Here is a 20,139-nt window from a genome sequence, read left to right on the forward strand (position 1 = left end):
GGCTTTTTTATGTGAAAAATTGGGAGAATTGTATGAGTTATCCAACAAATGAGGTACAGCATTTGACGATTGATGGTGTTGATGCTGTCACGTTAGCCAAGACATACGGGACACCTTTATATGTCTACGATGTCACTAAAATTCGTCAAACAATGCGTGCTTTTAAAGCTATTTTTGAAAAAGAAAGCGTGCCATACGTTGTCAGTTATGCTTCAAAAGCATTTGCAACTCAGGCAATATATCAAGTCGCTCAACAAGAAGGCATTCATGCTGATATTGTATCCGGTGGTGAGCTTTATACGGCTTTAAAAGCCGGTTTTGACCCTAAACACTTAAGCTTTAATGGTAACAATAAAAGCTTTGACGAACTGTCGATGGCCATTGAAGCAGGTGTGGGCACCATTATTGTTGATAATTTCTTAGAACTACAATTATTATCAGAAATTGCTGCAAAAAACAACATGAAACAAGATATACTATTACGCATTTCACCGGGTATTTCTGCCCATACGCATGAGTTTATTAGTACAGGACAACAAGATTCTAAATTTGGCTTTGATTTGCTAACTGGGCAAGGCAAAAAGGCTTATGATATTGCAAAAGATGATCAAAATTTAAATTTGCTCGGGCTACATGCGCACATTGGTTCACAAATTTTTGATGTGACAGGTTTTGAAAAAAATGCTGCTTTGTTAGCTGATACAGCGCAAAGTTGGGGCTGGCAACCAGCCATTATTAATGTTGGTGGCGGCTTTGGTATTCGCTATACAGATGAAGATACACCCTTACCAGAAAGTGATTATGCTGATGCTATCATTCGCACTTTGAAGGGTAAAGCTGCGCAATATGACTGGAAAATGCCAGAAATTTGGATAGAACCAGGTCGTTCTATCGTTGGTCCTGCAGGTCAAACATTGTATACGGTTGGTTCTCGAAAAGACATTCCTGATTTGCGAAAGTATTTGGCGGTTGATGGGGGAATGGGGGACAATATTCGTCCAGCACTTTATCAAGCAAATTATGATGCCGTGTTAGCAAATCAGCCAAATGCGCCGACCGAAGAAGTTGTGCGTGTTGCTGGCAAATATTGTGAATCAGGGGATGTCTTAGTATGGCAGCAGGCATTACCAAGAACACAGCCAGGTGATATTTTATCTGTATTGGCAACAGGTGCTTATGGTTATGCGATGGCTTCAAATTATAATCGTAACCCAAGACCAGGTGTTGTATTTGTTGAAAATGGTGAACACCAATTAGTTGTTGCGCGAGAAACCTATGCTAATTTAACAGCATTAGATAAAAAGTATACTTTGGGCGAGGCTGACGTATAGTCAGTCAAGAAGATCATAGTTAATGATCTTCTCAGCCAATGCATACAGTAGAACTCAAATAGATAGTTAAAGGAAACTAAATTCTCATGACAGAAACACAAAATGATGCACAACGATTAATTAATTTTATTGCTAACGCGAAAAAAGTGACACCAGTGAAAGTCACATATAAGGGGACGTTATCTGGTGAAATTCCAGATACTGTCCAACAGTTTGGTGGTGTATCTTTTGGCCAATTGATCGGTGATTGGTCAGAAATCCAACCATTAATTGCTAGTTTACCTAAGGAAAGTATTTACATTGAAAATGATGCGCGTCATTCAGCAGTACCATTGATTGACAAAAAGGCAATTAACGCGCGTATCGAACCAGGCGCTGTTATTCGTGAACAAGTGCAAATAGGCGATAATGCTGTTATTATGCTTGGTGCTGTGATTAATATTGGCGCAGAAATTGGTGCCGGGACAATGATTGATATGGGCGCTATATTAGGTGGCCGTGCGATCGTTGGCGAAAACTCTCACATTGGTGCAGGTGCCGTGTTAGCCGGTGTGATTGAACCAGCATCGGCACAGCCTGTGCGCATCGGTAATCATGTGTTAGTTGGTGCTAATGCTGTTGTCATAGAAGGTGTTCAGGTCGGTGATGGCGCTGTTGTTGCTGCTGGTGCTATTGTGACAAAAGATGTCCCTGCCAACACAGTTGTTGCCGGTGTACCCGCTAAAGTGATTAAAAAAATTGATTCACAAACACAACAAAAGACTGCCCTAATCGACGCCTTAAGAGGCTTATAATGACTGATATAAATTTCTCTGAATTGCAACAATACCGTCGCGATTTGCATCTCATCCCAGAGTTGGCACTAGCAGAGTATCAAACACATGCTTATTTATTGGAAAAAATACAAAGCTGGCAAAATGATACGATGCATATTCGTACTGTAACCGAGCTACCAACGGCTATATTAGTGCATTTTCAAGGAACTGATCCTAAACGGACGATAGGTTATCGCACAGACATTGATGCGTTACCAATAACTGAACAAACTGGTTTGTCTTTCGAATCAACTCATCCTGGTGTGATGCATGCCTGCGGACACGATGTTCACATGAGTTTAGCTTTAGGATTAGTGCATTACTTTAGTCAACATCAGCCAAAAGATAATCTCGTTGTCTTTTTTCAACCAGCAGAAGAAGCTAAAAGTGGTGGTAAATTAGCCTATGATCTAGGATTGTTTACTGGTGAATGGCGTCCAGATGAGTTTTATGGTATTCATGATCAACCAGATTTGCCTGCCGGAACGTTGAGTACATTAGATGGCACTTTATTTGCTGGGACTGCTGAACTTAAAGTCGCTGTTCACGGGCAAGGCGGACATGCAGCTTATCCACATTTGGTCAAAGATCCAATTGTTGCTGCATCAGAACTTATTGTGCAACTACAAACAGTGGTATCACGATCAGTAGATCCAATAAAAGGTGGGGTTGTGAGCATTGGTGTCATTAACGGTGGTCAAGCAAACAATGTTATTCCAGATGATGTTTATTTTGAAGGCACAGTACGTAGTATGACGCGTGTTGGATTAGATTTAATGATGAAAAGAATTCGTCAAATTGCAGCTGGTGTGGCTTTGGCAAATGATATCACCATTGATGTATCGCTAGAGAGTGGGAGTTATTTACCTGTTGAAAATAATTCAGAGTTAGCTCAGCAGGTCATTGATTTCATGCAATCTCGTGATGATATTGCTTTTGAAGTGGCAAAACCAGCAATGACTGGAGAAGATTTTGGTTATTTATTACAACAAATTCCAGGAGTGATGTTGTGGGTAGGTGTAAATGATACGCACTCGTTACACAGTCCCAAGTTAACGATTGATGAAGCAGCACTATTCCCCGGTTTTATAGCATTAAAAGATTTGATTGAATGGCGCATGGCGCATTAAAAAAGTAACGACAAGTACAGCAGAGGGCAAAGCAATGTATGAAAATATCAATTTAATTACGGCAATTATTACGCCGTTTAATTCAGAAAATGAAATCGACTATCCTGCTTTAAAAAGTGTGATTGATCATTTATTAGACCATGGGACACAAGGATTGGTTATAGCTGGAACAACAGGTGAGTCGCCAACATTGACGCATCAAGAAAAGCTAACGCTGACCCAATATATCGCTGATTACGTCGGGGACAAAGCATTGCTAATTGCTAATGCTGGGACAAATAATACAGCAGAGTCTGTTCTTAATGCACGCGAACTGAGTGAAATAGCTCATGTTGACGCTATTTTAGCGGTGACGCCATACTACAATAAACCCAGCCAGTCTGGCATGATTGCACATTTTACTGCGATAGCGCAGGCTGCTACAAAACCTGTGATGCTATATAATATTCCAGGTCGTTCGGCAGTAGGATTAACTGTTGCTAGTGTCGTTGAATTAGCGCAAAATCCTAATATCAATGCGATCAAAGAAACGACTTCGGCAGAATTTATTGGTGCTGAAATTGAACAAACACAGTCTGTTGATTTCGCTGTTTACACGGGTGAGGATGCCCAAACATTGGCGGCGTTCGCACAAGGCGGTGCTGGAACAATTTCAGTTGCATCACATCTTTACGGGGATGAAATGACTGCGCTATTTACAGCGATGAAGACTAATGATTGGCGTGAAGCGGGTCGTTTGCAGCGATACCTAACACCACGAATGAACGCTTTGTTTGCATTTCCGTCACCAGCACCAGTCAAAGCAAAATTAAGTGAAATTGGCATTGTGAAAAACCTTGCACGTTTGCCTATACTACCTTTGACCTCTGATGAGCAGGAACAGCTTAACAAATTATTGGGAGAATAATCGATGACAAAAATAATTTTGGCGGGTGGTTTTGGTAAATTAGGATTAGCCATTCAAACAGGCCTAGTCGGAACAAACTATGAAATTGTTGGTATTTTAAGTGGGCATGTGCATGACAGTCAGTATCCAGTGTGGACATTATTAGATAAGATTAATGTATCTGCCGATATATTTTTAGATGTTAGTACGCCTGAAACCGTTTTTGATAATGCCATATGGGCTATAGAACATGATATGGCAATTGTTATTGGGGCAACTGGTTTGACAGATAATCAAATAACTGACCTACGTTCGAAAACACAACGCGGTATATTAATTGTGCCAAACTTTAGCCTTTCGGCCGTGCTTTTAATGCAGTTTTCACAATTAGCTGCTCAGTATTTTCCTGATGTTGAAATTACTGAGGTGCACAATCCCAAAAAAGTTGATGCACCTTCAGGTACAGCAGTGCAAACTGCTAAGTTGATTGCAGATGCACGTGTAAACACACCTATGAAGACCAGTGACGGCCAAGCACGTGGTCAACGTGTAGCAGATGTACCAGTGCACGCAATGCGTTTACCAGGATACATTGCGCAGCAAAGTGTTTATTTTGGTGGTATTGATGAGCAGTTGACTTTAACACAAAGTACAACTAGCCGCTCAGCGTTTGTACCAGGTGTCTTACTTGCGTTAGCAGGCGTTGAGAAAATAACTGGCTTAAAAATTGGTCTGGATAGTGTTTTATAATATATGAATAATAACATGGTGATTTTGACCATAATATATAGCGGAGAAATCCGCTTTTTTTGTGCATGAAATTATAATCTATGGTTTGTATTCAAGTTAAAATACCTAAAAATTTAGAGCAACCTATATACTTTTTATGATACAAAAATAACAATAACGGCGGATTTTGTTTGACTTATGTGATACAATATTTTGGAAGATTGATTAACGATAATCAATTAAAATTGAAGTATTAGGAGCATAAATTTAATGGAGAATCAAAAGAAGATTATTAAACTGTATAAATCTGGTAAGTTGTGGCTAACAGCAGCAATTGTAGCTGGTGGTATGATTGTTAGTACAACAGTTTCCGCAGATACTAACGGTGAAGCGGCTAATGCCAGTCTGTCAACTAATCAGAATGAAACCGAGCAAAAATCGTCAATAAATGAACAAACACAATCGATTGATGAGACATCAAAGACGCCAGTAAATGAACAAACACAATCGACTGATGAGGCAGCAAAGTCGTCAGTAGATAATCAAACGGTAGCTACAGCCGAGTCAACAACAAAATCATCAGCGGATGTTGTAGAACCTAGCAAGGATCTAGTTGTTAAAACATTGAAAAGTAGTCAGACATTAGATCAAACAACTAGTGATACGCAAACAATTTGGGAACGAGATAAATCTGCGCAAACTAATAATTCCGATAACAACCCTGTTAGTAATGAAGCAGGTGAGTATTGGCCGGATACAAACGGTCAATCTATTAAAAAGTATGATAAAACAGAAACTAAGGACCTTTTACAGACAACAACTTTTACTGACGGTTACAATCCAACACCGGTATTAAAACAATCTAGTGATTTATCTTTGTATGTGAATGGGCAAAAAGTTGATATTGGTACGTTACAAGATGATGATAGTTTAGGGACAGCAAAAGCGCCTAATTCAGAGTATCCGGGACATAGCTCTTCAGGACATTCACGGTTACTGAAGACATCTGATTTAGGCCGAAATACCTACTTTTATGCAAAAGATGTGATGCGTATTAAAAATCAAGATACGAACAAATATGAATCATATGATATGAAATGGACGCTGCAATCAGTTAATTATGGGAACGAGCAATCCATGATTGCTTTAGGTATTAAAGGTTCCATTGACGGTGGTGGGACAACCTTATTGAATGTAGGATCTGGCTGGCAGATGGCGCAATTGGGAAACTTTTTCAACACGCACATTCAATTTTTTAAAGATATTAACTACGCTGATCAAAATGAACAATTGACACCTGACGAAGCAATTTCAAAGGGCATAGTTGAAGCGACTGCTGTGTCAATTCATTTTGGCGTATCAGATATTGATGCAAGCGAAGCGATTGAAATCACAGATTCTGTGATTAAGAAAGTATACGTGGACAATGAGTCACAGTTGGCCTATCAAAAAACTGATGATGGTTATTTAGCTGTGACCAGAAAATACAATGATCCATCTGATGTATCGGATGCTAAGGCAGCAACATTACCAGTTAATGAAAAAAGAGTCACTGTGTTGTTTGAAATGGATATCCCTAAAGAAGGGTTTGATTATTCTATCGCCACGATTGGCACTAAAAAAAATAATGATGGTGAAGTACAATTAGGTCAAGGTAGTAAAGTAGACCCTTCACTATTGTCAACAATGAAGTATGAAGAACCATTAAGTGTTAACTTTCAAGATCAAGAAGGTAATCAATTAATTCCTTCAAAGGCAGATATTGGGATAATAGGAGATAACTATAACACTGGTATAACACAAGCTGTTCAAATTCCAAGATATCATTTGGTAACAACGTTAGGAAAGGCAGATGGCGTCTATGTTGACGGCAATAACGAAATCACTCATGTTTATGCCAAGGATCAGAGTAACTTGGTTGTCAACTATGTCGATGAAGATGGTAATGCTTTGACAACAGCAGACAAGTCAACAGCTGATACTAACCAAGATTACACAACAACACCAAAGTCCATTGACGGTTATGATCTTGTACCAACCAAGACAGCCGGTGACGTTGCTGGCCAATATCCAGCAGATGGTGAAACCAAAGAAGTAACCTATGTCTATGGCAAACAAGGTCAACATACGACTAATTATGTGGATGAAGATGGTAAGACACTTGTACCAACAGACACGACTCAAGGAAAAAAAGATACCGAATACCAAACAACACCAGCCGAAGTGCCAGGCTATCACTTAGTACCAACCAAGACAACTGGTGCTGAAACAGGTAAGTATGATACGGGTAAGACAACAGATACAACGTATGTCTATGCTAAAGATCAAGGTAACTTGATTGTCAACTACGTTGACGAAAGTGGTCAAGTAATTGCTGTGAAAGATTCGTCCACTAAGGACAGTGGTGCAGATTACACAACAGCACCAAAGTCAATTGACGGTTACGATCTTGTACCAACCAAGACAACCGGCGACGTCACAGGTCAATATCCAAAGGACGGCGAAACCAAAGAAGTAACCTATGTCTATGGCAAGCAAGGTCAACATACGACTAATTATGTGGATGAATCTGGTAACGGACTAGTGCCCTCTGAACAAACTCAAGGACCAAAAGATTCAGATTATAAAACGACACCAGTCGAAATTCCTGGATACCACTTAGTACCGGAAAAGACAACTGGCGACGAAACGGGTAAGTATGATACGGATAAGACAACAGATACAACGTATGTTTATGCCAAAAATCAAGGAAATCTTGTTGTCAATTACGTTGACGAAAATGGCGTGGTGTTATCACTAGCCGATTCATCAACTAAGGACAGTGGTGAAGCTTATACAACAGCACCAAAGTTAATTGACGGTTACGATCTGATACCAACAAAGACAACCGGGGATAAAAATGGTCAATATCCAGCAGATGGTGAGACCAAAGAAGTAACGTATGTTTATGGTCAACAAGGTCAACATACGACAAATTACGTTGACGAAGATGGTAACACTCTTGTACCAACAGACACGACTAAGGGACCAAAGGATACCGGTTACAAGACAACGCCAGCCGAAGTGCCTGGTTATCATTTAGTACCAGAAAAAACAACTGGCGACGAAACGGGTAAGTATGATACAGGTAAGACAACAGAAACAACGTATGTCTATGCCAAGGATCAAGGAAATCTAATAGTCAACTATGTGGATGAATCCGGCAATGCGTTAGCAACAATAGACAAGTCAACAGCTGATACTAATCAAGATTACACAACGATCCCAAAGTTAATTGACGGTTACGATTTAATTCCAGCGAAAACAATTGGCAACACAAATGGCCAGTATCCAGCTGATGGTCAAACAGCTGAAGTAACGTATGTCTATGGTCAACAAGGCCAACATACCACAAATTACGTTGACGAAGATGGGAATGTTCTAGTTCCGGCTAAACAAACGAATGGACCAAAGGATACCGATTATACAGCGACCCCAACTGAAATTCCTGGTTATCATGTCGTACCAGAAAAGACAACCGGTGACGAAACCGGTAAGTATGATACGGGTAAGACAACAGATACCACATATGTTTATGCCAAAGATCGGGGTAACTTGATTGCCAACTATGTCGATGAAAGTGGTGCAGTGTTATCACCAGCCGATTCATCAACCAAGGACAGTGGTGAAAATTATACAGTCACACCAAAATCAATTGACGGTTATGATCTTGTGCCAAGCAAGACAATCGGTGACGTTGCAGGTCAATATCCAAACGATGGTGAGACTAAAGAAGTAACGTATGTTTACGGTCAACAAGGTCAACATACTACTAATTATGTGAACGAAGATGGAAAAGAATTAATTCCAGCTGAACAAACGAATGGGCCAAAGGATACCGATTATACAACCACACCAGCTGAAATTCCTGGTTACCACTTAGTACCTGGTAAGACAACAGGCGACGAAACTGGCAAGTATGATACTGGCAAGACAACGGATACCACGTATGTCTACGCCAAAGATCAAGGTAACTTGGTTGTCAACTATGTCGATGAAAACGGCGTGGTGTTATCACCAGCCGAATCATCAACGAAAGGCAGTGGTGAAAATTATACAACCGTAGCAAAAGATATTGTTGGTTATGATCTCATACCAAACAAGACAACTGGTGACGTTACAGGTCAATATCCAAATGACGGCGCAACCAAAGAAGTAACCTATGTCTACGGTAAACAAGGTCAACACACAACTAATTACGTCGATGAAAATGGTAATGACTTAGTGCCGGCTGAACAGACTCAAGGTCCAAAAGATACCGATTACAAGACAAAGCCAGCCGAAGTGCCAGGTTATCACTTAGTACCAAGCAAGACAACAGGTGATGAAACAGGAAAGTACGATACAGGTAAGACGACAGATACGACGTATGTCTATGCCAAAGATCAAGGTAACTTGATTGTGAATTATGTGGATGAAGACGGAAATGCGTTGGCAATATCAGACAAGTCAACAGCTGATACCAACCAAGCTTACACAACAGCACCAAAGTCAATCGACGGTTATGATCTTGTACCAAGCGAGACAGCCGGTGACGTTGCAGGTCAATATCCAGAAAACGGTAAAACCAAAGAAGTAACCTATGTTTATGGCAAACAAGGCCAACATACTACTCATTACGTTGATGAAGATGGAAATGTGTTGGTGCCTACAGAGCAGACTCAAGGACCGAAAGACACAGATTATACAACGACACCAGCCGAAATTCCAGGCTATCACTTAGTACCTGAAAAGGCAACGGGCGATGAAACAGGCAAGTACGATACAGGTAAGACAACAGATACCACATATGTTTATGCCAAAGATCGGGGTAACTTGATTGTCAACTATGTCGATGAAAGTGGTGCAGTGTTATCACCAGCAGACAAGACAACAGCTGATACAAACCAAGATTACACAACGACACCAAAGAACATTGACGGTTACGATCTTGTTCCATCAAAAACAACCGGCAACATAAATGGTCAATATCCAGCAGATGGGCAAACAGCTGAAGTAACCTACGTCTACGGTAAACAAGGTCAACATACAACAAATTATGTGGATGAAGATGGTAAGACGCTTGTACCAACAGAGCAGACTCAAGGACCGAAAGATACAGATTATCAGACAACACCAGCCGAAGTCCCTGGCTATCACTTAGTACCCGACAAGACAACCGGCGACGAAGTTGGTAAATATGATACTGGCAAGACAACGGATACAACGTATGTCTACGCCAAGGATCAAGGTAGCTTAGTTGTCAATTATGTCGATGAAAACGGCAATATGTTATCACCATCCGATTCATCAACCAAGGACAGTGGTGCAGATTACACAGCGACACCAAAGTCAATTGACGGTTACGACCTTGTTCCAACAAAAACAACGGGTGACGTTGCAGGTCAATATCCAGAAAACGGCGAAACCAAAGAAGTGACTTATGTCTACGGTAAACAAGGTCAACACACAACTAATTACGTTGATGAAGATGGTAATGTCTTAGTGCCAGCAGAACAAACTCAAGGACAAAAAGATACCGATTATACAACCACACCAGCCGAAATTCCGGGCTATCACTTAGTACCAACAAAGACAACGGGTGACGAAACAGGTAAGTATGATACAGGCAAGACAACGGATACAACGTATGTTTATGCTAAGGATCAAGGTACAAAACCTGAAGAGAAGGTTGTTGAAAAAAATTCAAATCAAAAACAGGATGATCATGAGTTTGTTTTGAATAATAACCAGGTAATGCAAGATAAGGCACAAAGTGGCAACTTAATCAAAAAAGAAGTTCTTGAAAAGTCTGTAAAACAGTTACCTAAAACTGGTGAAGAGACACAGCCTCATAATAAAATCACGATGATTCTTGGATTGGCATTGTCAACAATAGGATTAACGCTGTTTGACAAAAAACGTAAAAATAAATAACGTTCAGTCATGAAGAAGCTCTTGCCGATGGCAAATTTGTGATTGATATGACTAATCCTGTAAATCTTGAAACTTGGGCTGGACTAATCAAGTAAACAGTCATTTTGATATCACTATTGACATGCTAATTGCAAAAAAGATAAGCACTTCGGTGCTTTTTTTCGTACAATAGAAGTATGAAAACAATCACAAAAATTGCCACACAAAAAAAAGCAGGGCGTTATAGCATTGATTTGGACAAGCAGTTTGCGTTTGGTGTGTCTGAAAGTGTGTTAATTAAATATGGTTTGGCAAAGGGACGTGAACTTGACGATGTATTAATTGAACAAATCAAACACGATGATGAAGTTGCCAAGGCATTTAATATCGCAATCAATTACTTAGGCCATGCCTTACGAACAATTAAACAAGTGAAACAAAAATTAACTGAAAAGGCGGTTTCGGAAACGATACAGGATCAGGCGATTACACAGTTAAAAAATCTAGGATATCTTGATGATGCTAATTATGCAAGGCATTATGTCGCAACCAAAAAATTAATCAGTCCTAAAGGGCCAAATGCTATAAAAATGGATTTGAAGCAGGCAGGCATATTGGAAGATGACATTGTGGTGGCGCTCGAAACCTATACTTACGAAGAGCAAATTGAAATTGCGCAAAAAATGGCGACGAAATTTGCTAATACCTACAAACGAGAATCTACGCGTGCTAAGCAGCAAAAAATTATTCAAGCATTGGCGAACAAAGGCTTTTCCTTTGATGTTGGGCAATCTGTTATCTCAGAACTTGATTTTGGAAATGATGATGTGACTGAGTTTGACAATATTAAAAGGCAAGCCGAAAAGCTCTGGCATCGCTATCGGAATGAGCCACTGAGTCAGCGGCAGTATAAGACAAAAAGTCATCTTTATACTAAGGGGTATCATCGTGAAACCATTGATATCATCATGTTAGCGCTTGAAAGTGAGTCTTAATCATGCAGTTTTATGATCCAAAAGTGATACAAACAAAATTATCAGTCGCAGAGCAACAAGCGGATAAGATGACACAAGAATTACGACGCTTACAAACGGTAGACGTTACTGATAACTATGTGCGTCAACAAATCAAAACATTAGAAAGTCAATTACCTAATGTAAAATTAATTATTGTACAGTTACAAAAGCAGCTTATATCTGCTAAAAAAGCTAACCAAAAAACAAATACGCAACATTTTTTCCGTGGTAATAATCATCGCAATGACTTGTAGTCTATCATTTAATCGTGAAATTTGATACAATTAAATAGAAATTCGGTGTTAGAAGAGTAGGTATTGTCATGGGTTTTGATAAGTCGAATCGCGGTCCCCGCGAAGGAGATTTCATTACGATCAAAAGTTACAAACATGATGGCTCGTTGCATCGAACTTGGCGCGATACCATGGTTTTAAAAACTAGTGAAAACGCGATTATTGGATTAAATGATCATACTTTAGTAACTGAAGATGATGGTCGTCGCTGGGTAACCAGAGAGCCTGCTATTGTTTACTTTCACAAAAAGTATTGGTTTAATATTATTGCAATGATACGTGATAATGGCGTTTCGTACTACTGTAATTTGGCGTCACCCTATGTCCTAGACAAAGAGGCGTTAAAATATATAGATTACGATCTAGATGTCAAAGTCTTTCCAGATGGAGAAAAACATTTACTTGATGCAGATGAATATGCTGTTCATAGCAAAAAATGGCATTATCCACCAGAAATCGACAAAATCTTAAAAGCACATGTTAAAATTTTAGTTGATTGGATTAATGACGAAACAGGCCCTTTTTCACAAGGTTATATTGATATTTGGTATGCGAGATATCAGCATTTGATGCAACAACGCCTCAAAGATCGTCGTTAATGAAAAAAGAAGCGCGCAGTGATTTGCGTGTTTTTTTGTGTGATAAAATAGAATAATGAATAGCCTAAGAATAAAATACAAGGATAAGCATTCAAAGGTCGTTGATGAAAGAGGCATATTATGGCACTTAAAATTTATATGAATCATGCACGCGCTGACCTACGTGTCAGTTTACTAGAAGATGTGCAAAAAAATCTACAACAAAATCCTAATTTAACAGTTTATTACATTGTTCCCAATCATGTTAAATTTGATAGTGAAGTTGACGTTTTAAAACAATTTGCTATTTTGAATGGACAGACGCCGAACAAGCAATTTTATGCGCAAAGCCGGTTACAAGTATATTCGTTAACACGATTAGCGTGGGCGTTATTAAAAGATATGCCTGATGCGCAACCAAATATCATTCAAAATACAGGTTTGTTTATTATAGTTTCTGATATTTTACGTGATTATGCAGCACAGTTGCCAGTTTTTGCACGTATGCAGTCTAAAAGTGGTTTCATTTCAGCATTAGTTAAGCAACTCGTTGAATTACGCGCCAGTCATATTTCACCACAAGATTTATTACAAATTTTAAATGATGAGAGTCACGATGATACTTTTTTACGTCAAACACTTGCTAGTAAGTTACGTGATTTGGCAATTGTGTCCGATGCTTTAGCGCGTAAAATTGGTACGGAACGTATCACACAACAAGAGGTGTTGTCTTTTTTTGCAACGCAATTGGCATCTGTTAAGTTAGAAAATGTGGCCTTTTACTTAGATAACTTTAATGGCTTTACGAGTGCTGAAATGCAAGTTGTGCGTCAACTTTTGGCGCGTTATCCAGTGACAATCGCTTTATTGGGTGATGCTAAAAAATTAGGACATCAGCAGGCAGGAGATGTATTTAACAAACCAATGCAAACGGCACAACAGCTTGTTTACTTAACAAAACAATTTGAACAACCAGTAGAAATTACAGCCGCAAAAAAAACAAGATTGCTTAGTCATACTGTGAATCAAGTATTGTCGGCTTGGGAAAATCTGGGAGAATATCGTGCTTTTAATGGGGAGGTAGACGATGTTGAATTACAGGCATTTGTAGCAGAAAATACCGTTGTTGAAATGCAAGAAATTGCACGGCGTGTCAGGCGCCTTTTGGTTGAACAACCCACACTACGATTGCGCGATATTTTAATTTTAGCTCGTGATTTAACGCCCTATACAGCACATATTCCCGAAGTGATGTCACAATTTGACTTACCTTATTTTTTAGATACAGATCAGAAAATGGCAAATCATCCTTTGGTTGAATTAATTTTAAATTTACTTTCACCAGCAAAAGACAGATTTCAATATCAAAATGTGATGACGATTTTGAAAACAAGTTTATTGCGGCCCTATAATGAAACAAATTTAGTGCCCGAAGATGAGTTTTTTGATGTGGTGAGTTATTTTGATAATTATTTGTATGCAAATCGACCTTATGAACAAACTTGGCGTAATTTAGAAAAGCCCTTTGAACTATTCACAGTTGTTGGTCAAATTGATGATGATGATGCAACGATTGCTTCTGATGACGTTGTGATTAATCGTCGAATTGAAACATTACGCCGGTTCGTGTTGACTGCGTTTGATGCGTTACAAGTTGCGTTAGATCAGGCAAAAACGATGCGAGAAGCGGCTACAAATTTGGTTATTTGGTTACAAAATTTTCATGTTGTTGATGCAATTATAGAACAACGTGATACTTTGATTCTGACCGGTGAATTAACCCGATCACGACAAGGCGAAGAAGTGTGGCAGTTATTGACACAAACTCTAGATGAGATTGTTGAAATTAATGGGGATGAACCGTTTGACTTAAATGTATTTAAAGATGTTTTATCTGCAGGGTTCTCCGGCGCTAAGTTTTCAGGTATTCCCAATAATTTAGATCAATTAACAATTTCTGAAGCAGGTATTGTTCAAAATAATCACTATAAACAACTCTTTTTTATGGGTGGCACACGATCTAATTTACCAGCACAGACCAAAACAACAGCATTAATTAATGACGCCGAGAGACTCATTGTACAACCGGCTTTAAAAGAGGCAGGCGTCTCAAAATATTTGCAAAATACAGCACAACAGCAAATGGCGGAAGAAAATTTATTATTTTATGGTGCACTGTCAGCAACAACAGATAATCTGACTTTGTCATACCCTATTCTGGAAGCCAACGGTAGAATTTCAGAAATGTCACCTTTTTTTAAACGACTAATTGATACCTTTGACGTTAATGTCGACAAAGTGGCAAGCACGCCAAAAAATAGTGCTGATTTATTGAAAAGATATATTGGGACTTCACGGGCAACGCTCTCTGAACTCGTTAAGATTTTACCAACGCAACGGACAACAGCAGCTTTTAAAGCCATACAAAATATCATCTCAGACACTCAAAACGACCGATTAACACGTGTTTTGTCAGCGCCAAACTATAAAAACACGCCACAAGTTCTAAAACCAGAATTTGTGCGTGCTTTGTTTGGTGACCAGTTGAATGTTTCCATCTCGCAATTAGAAAGCTATTATCGTAATCCATTGGGATATTTTATTCAATATGGTTTGAAATTAAAAGAGCGTGCCACCAATGAATTAGACGTGGCACAAACGGGGACCTTATATCATGCAGTTTTGGAAGGTGTTTTGAAAGCAATCATTCAAGAAAACATGAGTTTGCGTGACATCACAACGCCAAACTTGCTGATGTTAGTGCAACAAAAAATGGTTGAAGAATTGCAATCTCCTGAGTATCATTTATTGCAAGAAAATGGTAAGATGCGTGCAACGCGTGATTATTTACAGCACGTGAGTGCGACGCTTTTGATGAATTTACAGCGATCCGCGCGTGTTAATTCAGCCAAGCCAAGCCACGTTGAACAACTGTTTGGTTTTCCAAGTCAATCGTCATTACCACCGCTAAAGTTTTCACGTGGTAAGGTTAATATTCAGGTCCGTGGTAAAATTGACCGTTTGGATATACAAGATCAAGCACATGTTTTTGGTACGATTATTGATTATAAATCCAGTGGAAAACAATTTGATTGGGGACAAGCATTTGACGGTTTGCAGATGCAACTGCTAACTTATTGGCAAGCGGCACAAATGAATGCTCAACTTCTGGGCGTTGAAACAATTGGCGGGGCTTTTTTTGCGCAAATTGCGCCTGAAAAACAGCTTATTGCAAATTTCAAGGGTGATATAGATGAATTGTTAGATGGAAACGTCAAACCAGATATGTTTAAATATCGCGGATTATTTGTTTCAGAAGAAGATTACATTGATAGTTTAGATTATTCAGACGACAATAATGCCTCACAATTTTACCAATTAAAAAGAAAAAATGATGGTGCACTTTATGCCAATAGTGACTTTGTAGATCCAGATGACTTTGAATTATTACTGAGTCGTAATCGTGATAATATTAATCGTGCAGGAGAACACATCTTAGCGGGCTTATTCCCCTTAGAACCGACAATAGCGAGCTTACGTTACACGCCTTTTGCTGATATTTTACGGTTTGATCGTTCCTTGGGAGACAGCTATCGACCAGAAGCACCCAAAGGGAAAGCGAATATATTAAAAAATTTGAGGGAGCGTGACGATCATGGCGACACAATTTACGATTAACCAACAACGTGCGGTTCAGGAGACAGGACATAACATTTTGGTTGCTGCCTCTGCAGGATCAGGGAAAACAACTGTTCTAATTGAACGTTTAATTCAAAAAATATTGGCCGGCACCAGTGTTGAAAATTTTCTAATCGTTACGTTTACGCATGCGGCTGCCAATGAAATGCGAGAGAGGCTTGAAATAGCTATTGAAAAACGCCTACAAACTGCTGATGAACATTTAAAACGGTTTTTACAAGAACAATTACTGTTATTGCCGGCAGCTAATATCTCGACAATTGACGCCTATGCCCTAAGACTGATTGAAAATTATTATCATGTGATTGGTTTGGACCCACAGTTTCGCTTGCTATCAGATACCGCGGAGCGCGATATGCTTCGTCAAGATGTTCTAAATGATGTGTTTTCAGAATTTTATGAAGAAACACATGTGCAACATGTCAATTTTCTAGCTTTAGTCACTAATTTTGGTGATCCCTCCCATGATGATCAATTACAAAATATTGTTTTAAAGTTAGCTGACTTTGCTGAAGCACGCCCAGATGGTTCAGCTTGGCTGCAAAGTTTGCGTGAAGACGATTTGACTCATGCCAGTGATTTGACGCAATCACATATGTACCGTCATGAGATACGGCCTATTGTTGAAAATACGATTAATCAGCTACTGGCCGCTGCCAAAGACATCCAAATACTGACTGATGGCATACCAGAGTTTAAAAAAACGCAAGCTGGTTTCTTGGACATGATAACCTATCTAAATAGCATTGAAAGTTGTTTAGTTGAAGGAAAATGGGATGTTATCCGTGATCAAATCATGCAATCGCCTAAAATCAGCATAGAGACAAAAGCGAGTAAAGGGGTAAAAGAAGAGCCGGAAATGTTGGCGATTTTATCCCAAGCAACTACTGTTAAAAATAAAATTATTGGTTCTAAATCAGATATTAAAAACTTGGCAGATACTTTTTTTCGATTCAATGAAAAAAATTGGCTATCAATACAGTATGATGCTAATCAACTCACGCAAACGCTCATGCTATTAACACAAACATTTCGGGAAGCATTTGCCAAAGCAAAAAGAACAGCCAAATTAGTTGATTTCCCTGATTTAGGTGCCTTGGCACTTCAAATTTTAGCAGACGATGCGACACAAAAGACAGTGAGTGGGCAGTTTTCTGAAATATTAGTTGACGAGTATCAAGATATTAATCAGTTACAAGAGACGTTATTGTCTCAAGTGTCTAATGGTCAAAACATGTATATGGTGGGTGATGTCAAGCAGAGTATTTATGGTTTTCGGCAAGCGGAACCGTCATTATTCACACAAAAGTATAAGCGTTTCGCACAAGCAAGTAATGACGATAGCCGCATCGAGTTAGCTGATAATTTCCGTTCTCAAAATAATGTCACGCAGGTCACTAATTTAATATTTACACAGTTAATGGATGAAAAACTAGGTGACATTGCTTACTTAGGGGAAGCAAGACTAGTGCCAAAAGCGGCTTACCCAGTAGATGTTCCTGCGGTATTTGATGTCGATATAATCACGACAACGGCTTCAGAAAGCAATCAGGATGAGACGTCGGATGACGACCCGGCGTTTGAAAAACGGCAAGCGCAGTATGCACGACTTGCTGATAAAATTTTAAAATTACGTCAAACAACGATATATGACCGAAAAAATAATCCAGCAGGCATGCGTCCTGTTGAATATGCGGACATTGCTATTTTAACAAGATCAAAGGCTGGGTACATTGATCTTGTCGCTACCTTGCGGCAAGCAGGTATTCCTGTTCAAGTGGATTCTGTTGGTAATTATTTTCAAACGATGGAAATTTATTTAATGTTAGATGTATTGCGTGTTGTTGATAACCCGCATCAAGACGTGCCACTTGTCGCTGTACTGCGATCTCCCATGTTTAATTTAACGGAAAATGATTTAGCAGCTATTCGATTGACAGACCAAAAACATGATTTTTGGACCGCACTACAAGAATTTTCAAAAAATGATGCGCGTGGTAAAGTGATACGTGATTCATTTCAAAAATGGCATCTACTTGCAACTCAAAATGACCTAGTGACGCTTATTTGGACAATATTTGATGATACAGCATGGTTAGACTATGTTGCAGGTATGCCTGGCGGAGCGCAAAGGCAGGCCAATTTACATGCCTTATATGATTATGCACGAACATATCAAACTAATAATAACGCTGGTCTATTTCGATTTGTACGATACATTGAACAGTTACAAGATAACGACGGACAACTTGGAGAAGCACCACAAGAAGCTGATGTACAGGCTGTGCGTATCATGACAATTCATGCTTCTAAAGGACTGGAGTTCCCAATTGTTTTCTTGCCTGAGTTTGATAAGGCTTTTAATACGAAAGATTTGACTGGTAAAGTTTTAATCCAAAAAGATGCAGGTATTGGCATGGATTACATGCAACCAGATGCTTTGGTTTCAATGCCTACTTTACAAAAATTAACTGTGCAGCAAGCATTGAAACGGCAAAGTTGGTCAGAAGAGATGCGACTACTCTACGTTGCTTTAACGCGCGCAGAGCAGCAGTTGTATATTATTGGCTCTGTCAAAGTTGATGATGATGGACAAAGTGCGCGACTCACCGAACTATGGCAACGGGCAAAAAAAACAAGCGGTCAGTTCTTAGCAGAAGACTTACGTTTATCGGCTAAATCTTATTTAGATTGGCTAGTTATTAGTCTTGCCCGTACAAAAAACCAGACCTTAGAATCCTGGTTAGGTGATGGTGAATTACCACGATTGGTCGGATCAGAAACATTATTAGACGGACAAATAACGATTAATTTGATTAATGATACGCAAATTAAGTCAGTAGTGTATGACACAGACAGTGCCAAAACAGATCAACCTGAAAATGCGTCTTACAGCATAAATGACTTTGCACAGGCGAAAAAGATTATGACCTATGACTACAGCAATCAAAATGCGAGTTATACGGCAGCTTATCAGTCGGTTAGTGAAATGAAACGATTATTTGAAGACCCTGATCGCCCCGATTTACAAACAGTCGATGTGTTAGAAACGGGTGACTTTAAAGCAGCTAATGTGCTAGTTAACCAGTCACTTGCGTTACCAGAATTCATGACAGATGGGTCAAAAAAACCTTCAAGTGCTGCTGTGGGTGTTGGCACACATCTCATATTGCAACTGGTTGATTTTAAAGCCGTGCAAACACAGCAAACATTGGAAAAGTTACGAGATGAATTAGTGGCTAGTCATCGTATTCTACCGCAAGTGGCGGCTTTGATTAACATTGATAGTTTGATCCATTTCTTAGAGACATCGTTTGCACAACAATTAATACGACATGTGGATACATTGCGGCGTGAGGCAACATTTGCGATGATTATACCTGCCAATCAAATCTATAGAAATTTGACCGATGATGAACCCATACTTGTCCATGGTATTATTGATGGTTATTTTATTGATGAATTGACTAAAGTGATCACTATTTTTGATTATAAAACTGATTTTGTTCGTCATAATCGTATTGAAGAGGATTTACAGAAAATAATTGCCCGCTATAAAGGGCAGTTGCGGTTGTATGAGCAGGCGTTACGACAAGAATATCCTGAGTATACTTTCAACACACCACAACTAGTCGTTTTAAGCATTGGACGTGTTATTGGCATTGACACACGCATTTGAATCACAGAAGACGATCATTGTTATGATAAATAAACATGTACTGCTAGAA

General features: G+C 39.2%; 11 protein-coding genes. All 11 read left to right on the plus strand.

Annotation, left to right across the window (positions count from 1 at the left end; translation table 11 throughout):
* Window positions 1-32 precede the first annotated feature (32 nt).
* Complete coding sequence (gene lysA / locus JOD28_RS04560; RefSeq protein ID WP_204769690.1) at window positions 33-1,331, plus strand: diaminopimelate decarboxylase; 1,299 nt, start codon at window positions 33-35, stop codon at window positions 1,329-1,331.
* A gap of 86 nt (window positions 1,332-1,417) precedes the next feature.
* On the plus strand, window positions 1,418-2,125 hold the full coding sequence (gene dapD / locus JOD28_RS04565; RefSeq protein WP_204769691.1) for a 2,3,4,5-tetrahydropyridine-2,6-dicarboxylate N-acetyltransferase: 708 nt from the start codon (window positions 1,418-1,420) through the stop codon (window positions 2,123-2,125).
* Window positions 2,125-3,276 (plus strand): N-acetyldiaminopimelate deacetylase, encoded by a 1,152-nt coding sequence (locus JOD28_RS04570; protein WP_204769692.1) that lies wholly within the window; start codon window positions 2,125-2,127, stop codon window positions 3,274-3,276. Before dapD ends, JOD28_RS04570 begins: the two co-directional genes overlap by 1 nt.
* A 34-nt stretch (window positions 3,277-3,310) precedes the next feature.
* Window positions 3,311-4,183: a 4-hydroxy-tetrahydrodipicolinate synthase gene (gene dapA, locus JOD28_RS04575; RefSeq protein WP_204769772.1), complete on the plus strand. Its 873-nt coding sequence runs from the start codon at window positions 3,311-3,313 to the stop codon at window positions 4,181-4,183.
* 3 nt (window positions 4,184-4,186) lie between these two features.
* The gene (dapB, locus tag JOD28_RS04580; protein WP_204769693.1) at window positions 4,187-4,912 is read left to right on the plus strand and encodes a 4-hydroxy-tetrahydrodipicolinate reductase; all 726 of its coding nucleotides are present in this window, start codon (window positions 4,187-4,189) and stop codon (window positions 4,910-4,912) included.
* 249 nt (window positions 4,913-5,161) lie between these two features.
* Window positions 5,162-10,846: a MucBP domain-containing protein gene (locus JOD28_RS04585; protein ID WP_204769694.1), complete on the plus strand. Its 5,685-nt coding sequence runs from the start codon at window positions 5,162-5,164 to the stop codon at window positions 10,844-10,846.
* A gap of 176 nt (window positions 10,847-11,022) precedes the next feature.
* A complete protein-coding gene (gene recX / locus JOD28_RS04590; protein WP_204769695.1) occupies window positions 11,023-11,820 on the plus strand; it encodes a recombination regulator RecX in 798 nt (265 codons plus the stop codon).
* Between the two features lie 2 nt (window positions 11,821-11,822).
* Complete coding sequence (locus JOD28_RS04595; protein ID WP_204769696.1) at window positions 11,823-12,095, plus strand: hypothetical protein; 273 nt, start codon at window positions 11,823-11,825, stop codon at window positions 12,093-12,095.
* A 68-nt stretch (window positions 12,096-12,163) separates the two neighbouring features.
* The gene (gene ntdP / locus JOD28_RS04600; protein WP_204769697.1) at window positions 12,164-12,733 is read left to right on the plus strand and encodes a nucleoside tri-diphosphate phosphatase; all 570 of its coding nucleotides are present in this window, start codon (window positions 12,164-12,166) and stop codon (window positions 12,731-12,733) included.
* 120 nt (window positions 12,734-12,853) lie between these two features.
* Entirely contained in the window at window positions 12,854-16,390 is a 3,537-nt protein-coding gene (locus JOD28_RS04605; protein ID WP_204769698.1) for a PD-(D/E)XK nuclease family protein, read from the plus strand.
* Window positions 16,368-20,090, plus strand: coding sequence for a helicase-exonuclease AddAB subunit AddA (addA, locus tag JOD28_RS04610; protein WP_204769699.1), 3,723 nt, complete (start codon window positions 16,368-16,370; stop codon window positions 20,088-20,090). Before JOD28_RS04605 ends, addA begins: the two co-directional genes overlap by 23 nt.
* The last annotated feature ends 49 nt before the right edge of the window (window positions 20,091-20,139 follow it).

This window comes from Leuconostoc rapi, assembly GCF_016908715.1.
Taxonomy (GTDB): Bacteria; Bacillota; Bacilli; order Lactobacillales; family Lactobacillaceae; genus Leuconostoc; species Leuconostoc rapi.

Bases quoted from the DNA above. Each gene is read 5' to 3' on its own strand.
- addA (WP_204769699.1), top strand. From the start codon at position 16,368: ATGGCGACACAATTTACGATTAACCAACAACGTGCGGTTCAGGAGACA.
- lysA (WP_204769690.1), top strand. From the start codon at position 33: ATGAGTTATCCAACAAATGAGGTACAGCATTTGACGATTGATGGTGTT.
- JOD28_RS04595 (WP_204769696.1), top strand. From the start codon at position 11,823: ATGCAGTTTTATGATCCAAAAGTGATACAAACAAAATTATCAGTCGCA.
- dapD (WP_204769691.1), top strand. From the start codon at position 1,418: ATGACAGAAACACAAAATGATGCACAACGATTAATTAATTTTATTGCT.
- recX (WP_204769695.1), top strand. From the start codon at position 11,023: ATGAAAACAATCACAAAAATTGCCACACAAAAAAAAGCAGGGCGTTAT.
- JOD28_RS04585 (WP_204769694.1), top strand. From the start codon at position 5,162: ATGGAGAATCAAAAGAAGATTATTAAACTGTATAAATCTGGTAAGTTG.
- dapA (WP_204769772.1), top strand. From the start codon at position 3,311: ATGTATGAAAATATCAATTTAATTACGGCAATTATTACGCCGTTTAAT.
- JOD28_RS04570 (WP_204769692.1), top strand. From the start codon at position 2,125: ATGACTGATATAAATTTCTCTGAATTGCAACAATACCGTCGCGATTTG.
- ntdP (WP_204769697.1), top strand. From the start codon at position 12,164: ATGGGTTTTGATAAGTCGAATCGCGGTCCCCGCGAAGGAGATTTCATT.
- JOD28_RS04605 (WP_204769698.1), top strand. From the start codon at position 12,854: ATGGCACTTAAAATTTATATGAATCATGCACGCGCTGACCTACGTGTC.
- dapB (WP_204769693.1), top strand. From the start codon at position 4,187: ATGACAAAAATAATTTTGGCGGGTGGTTTTGGTAAATTAGGATTAGCC.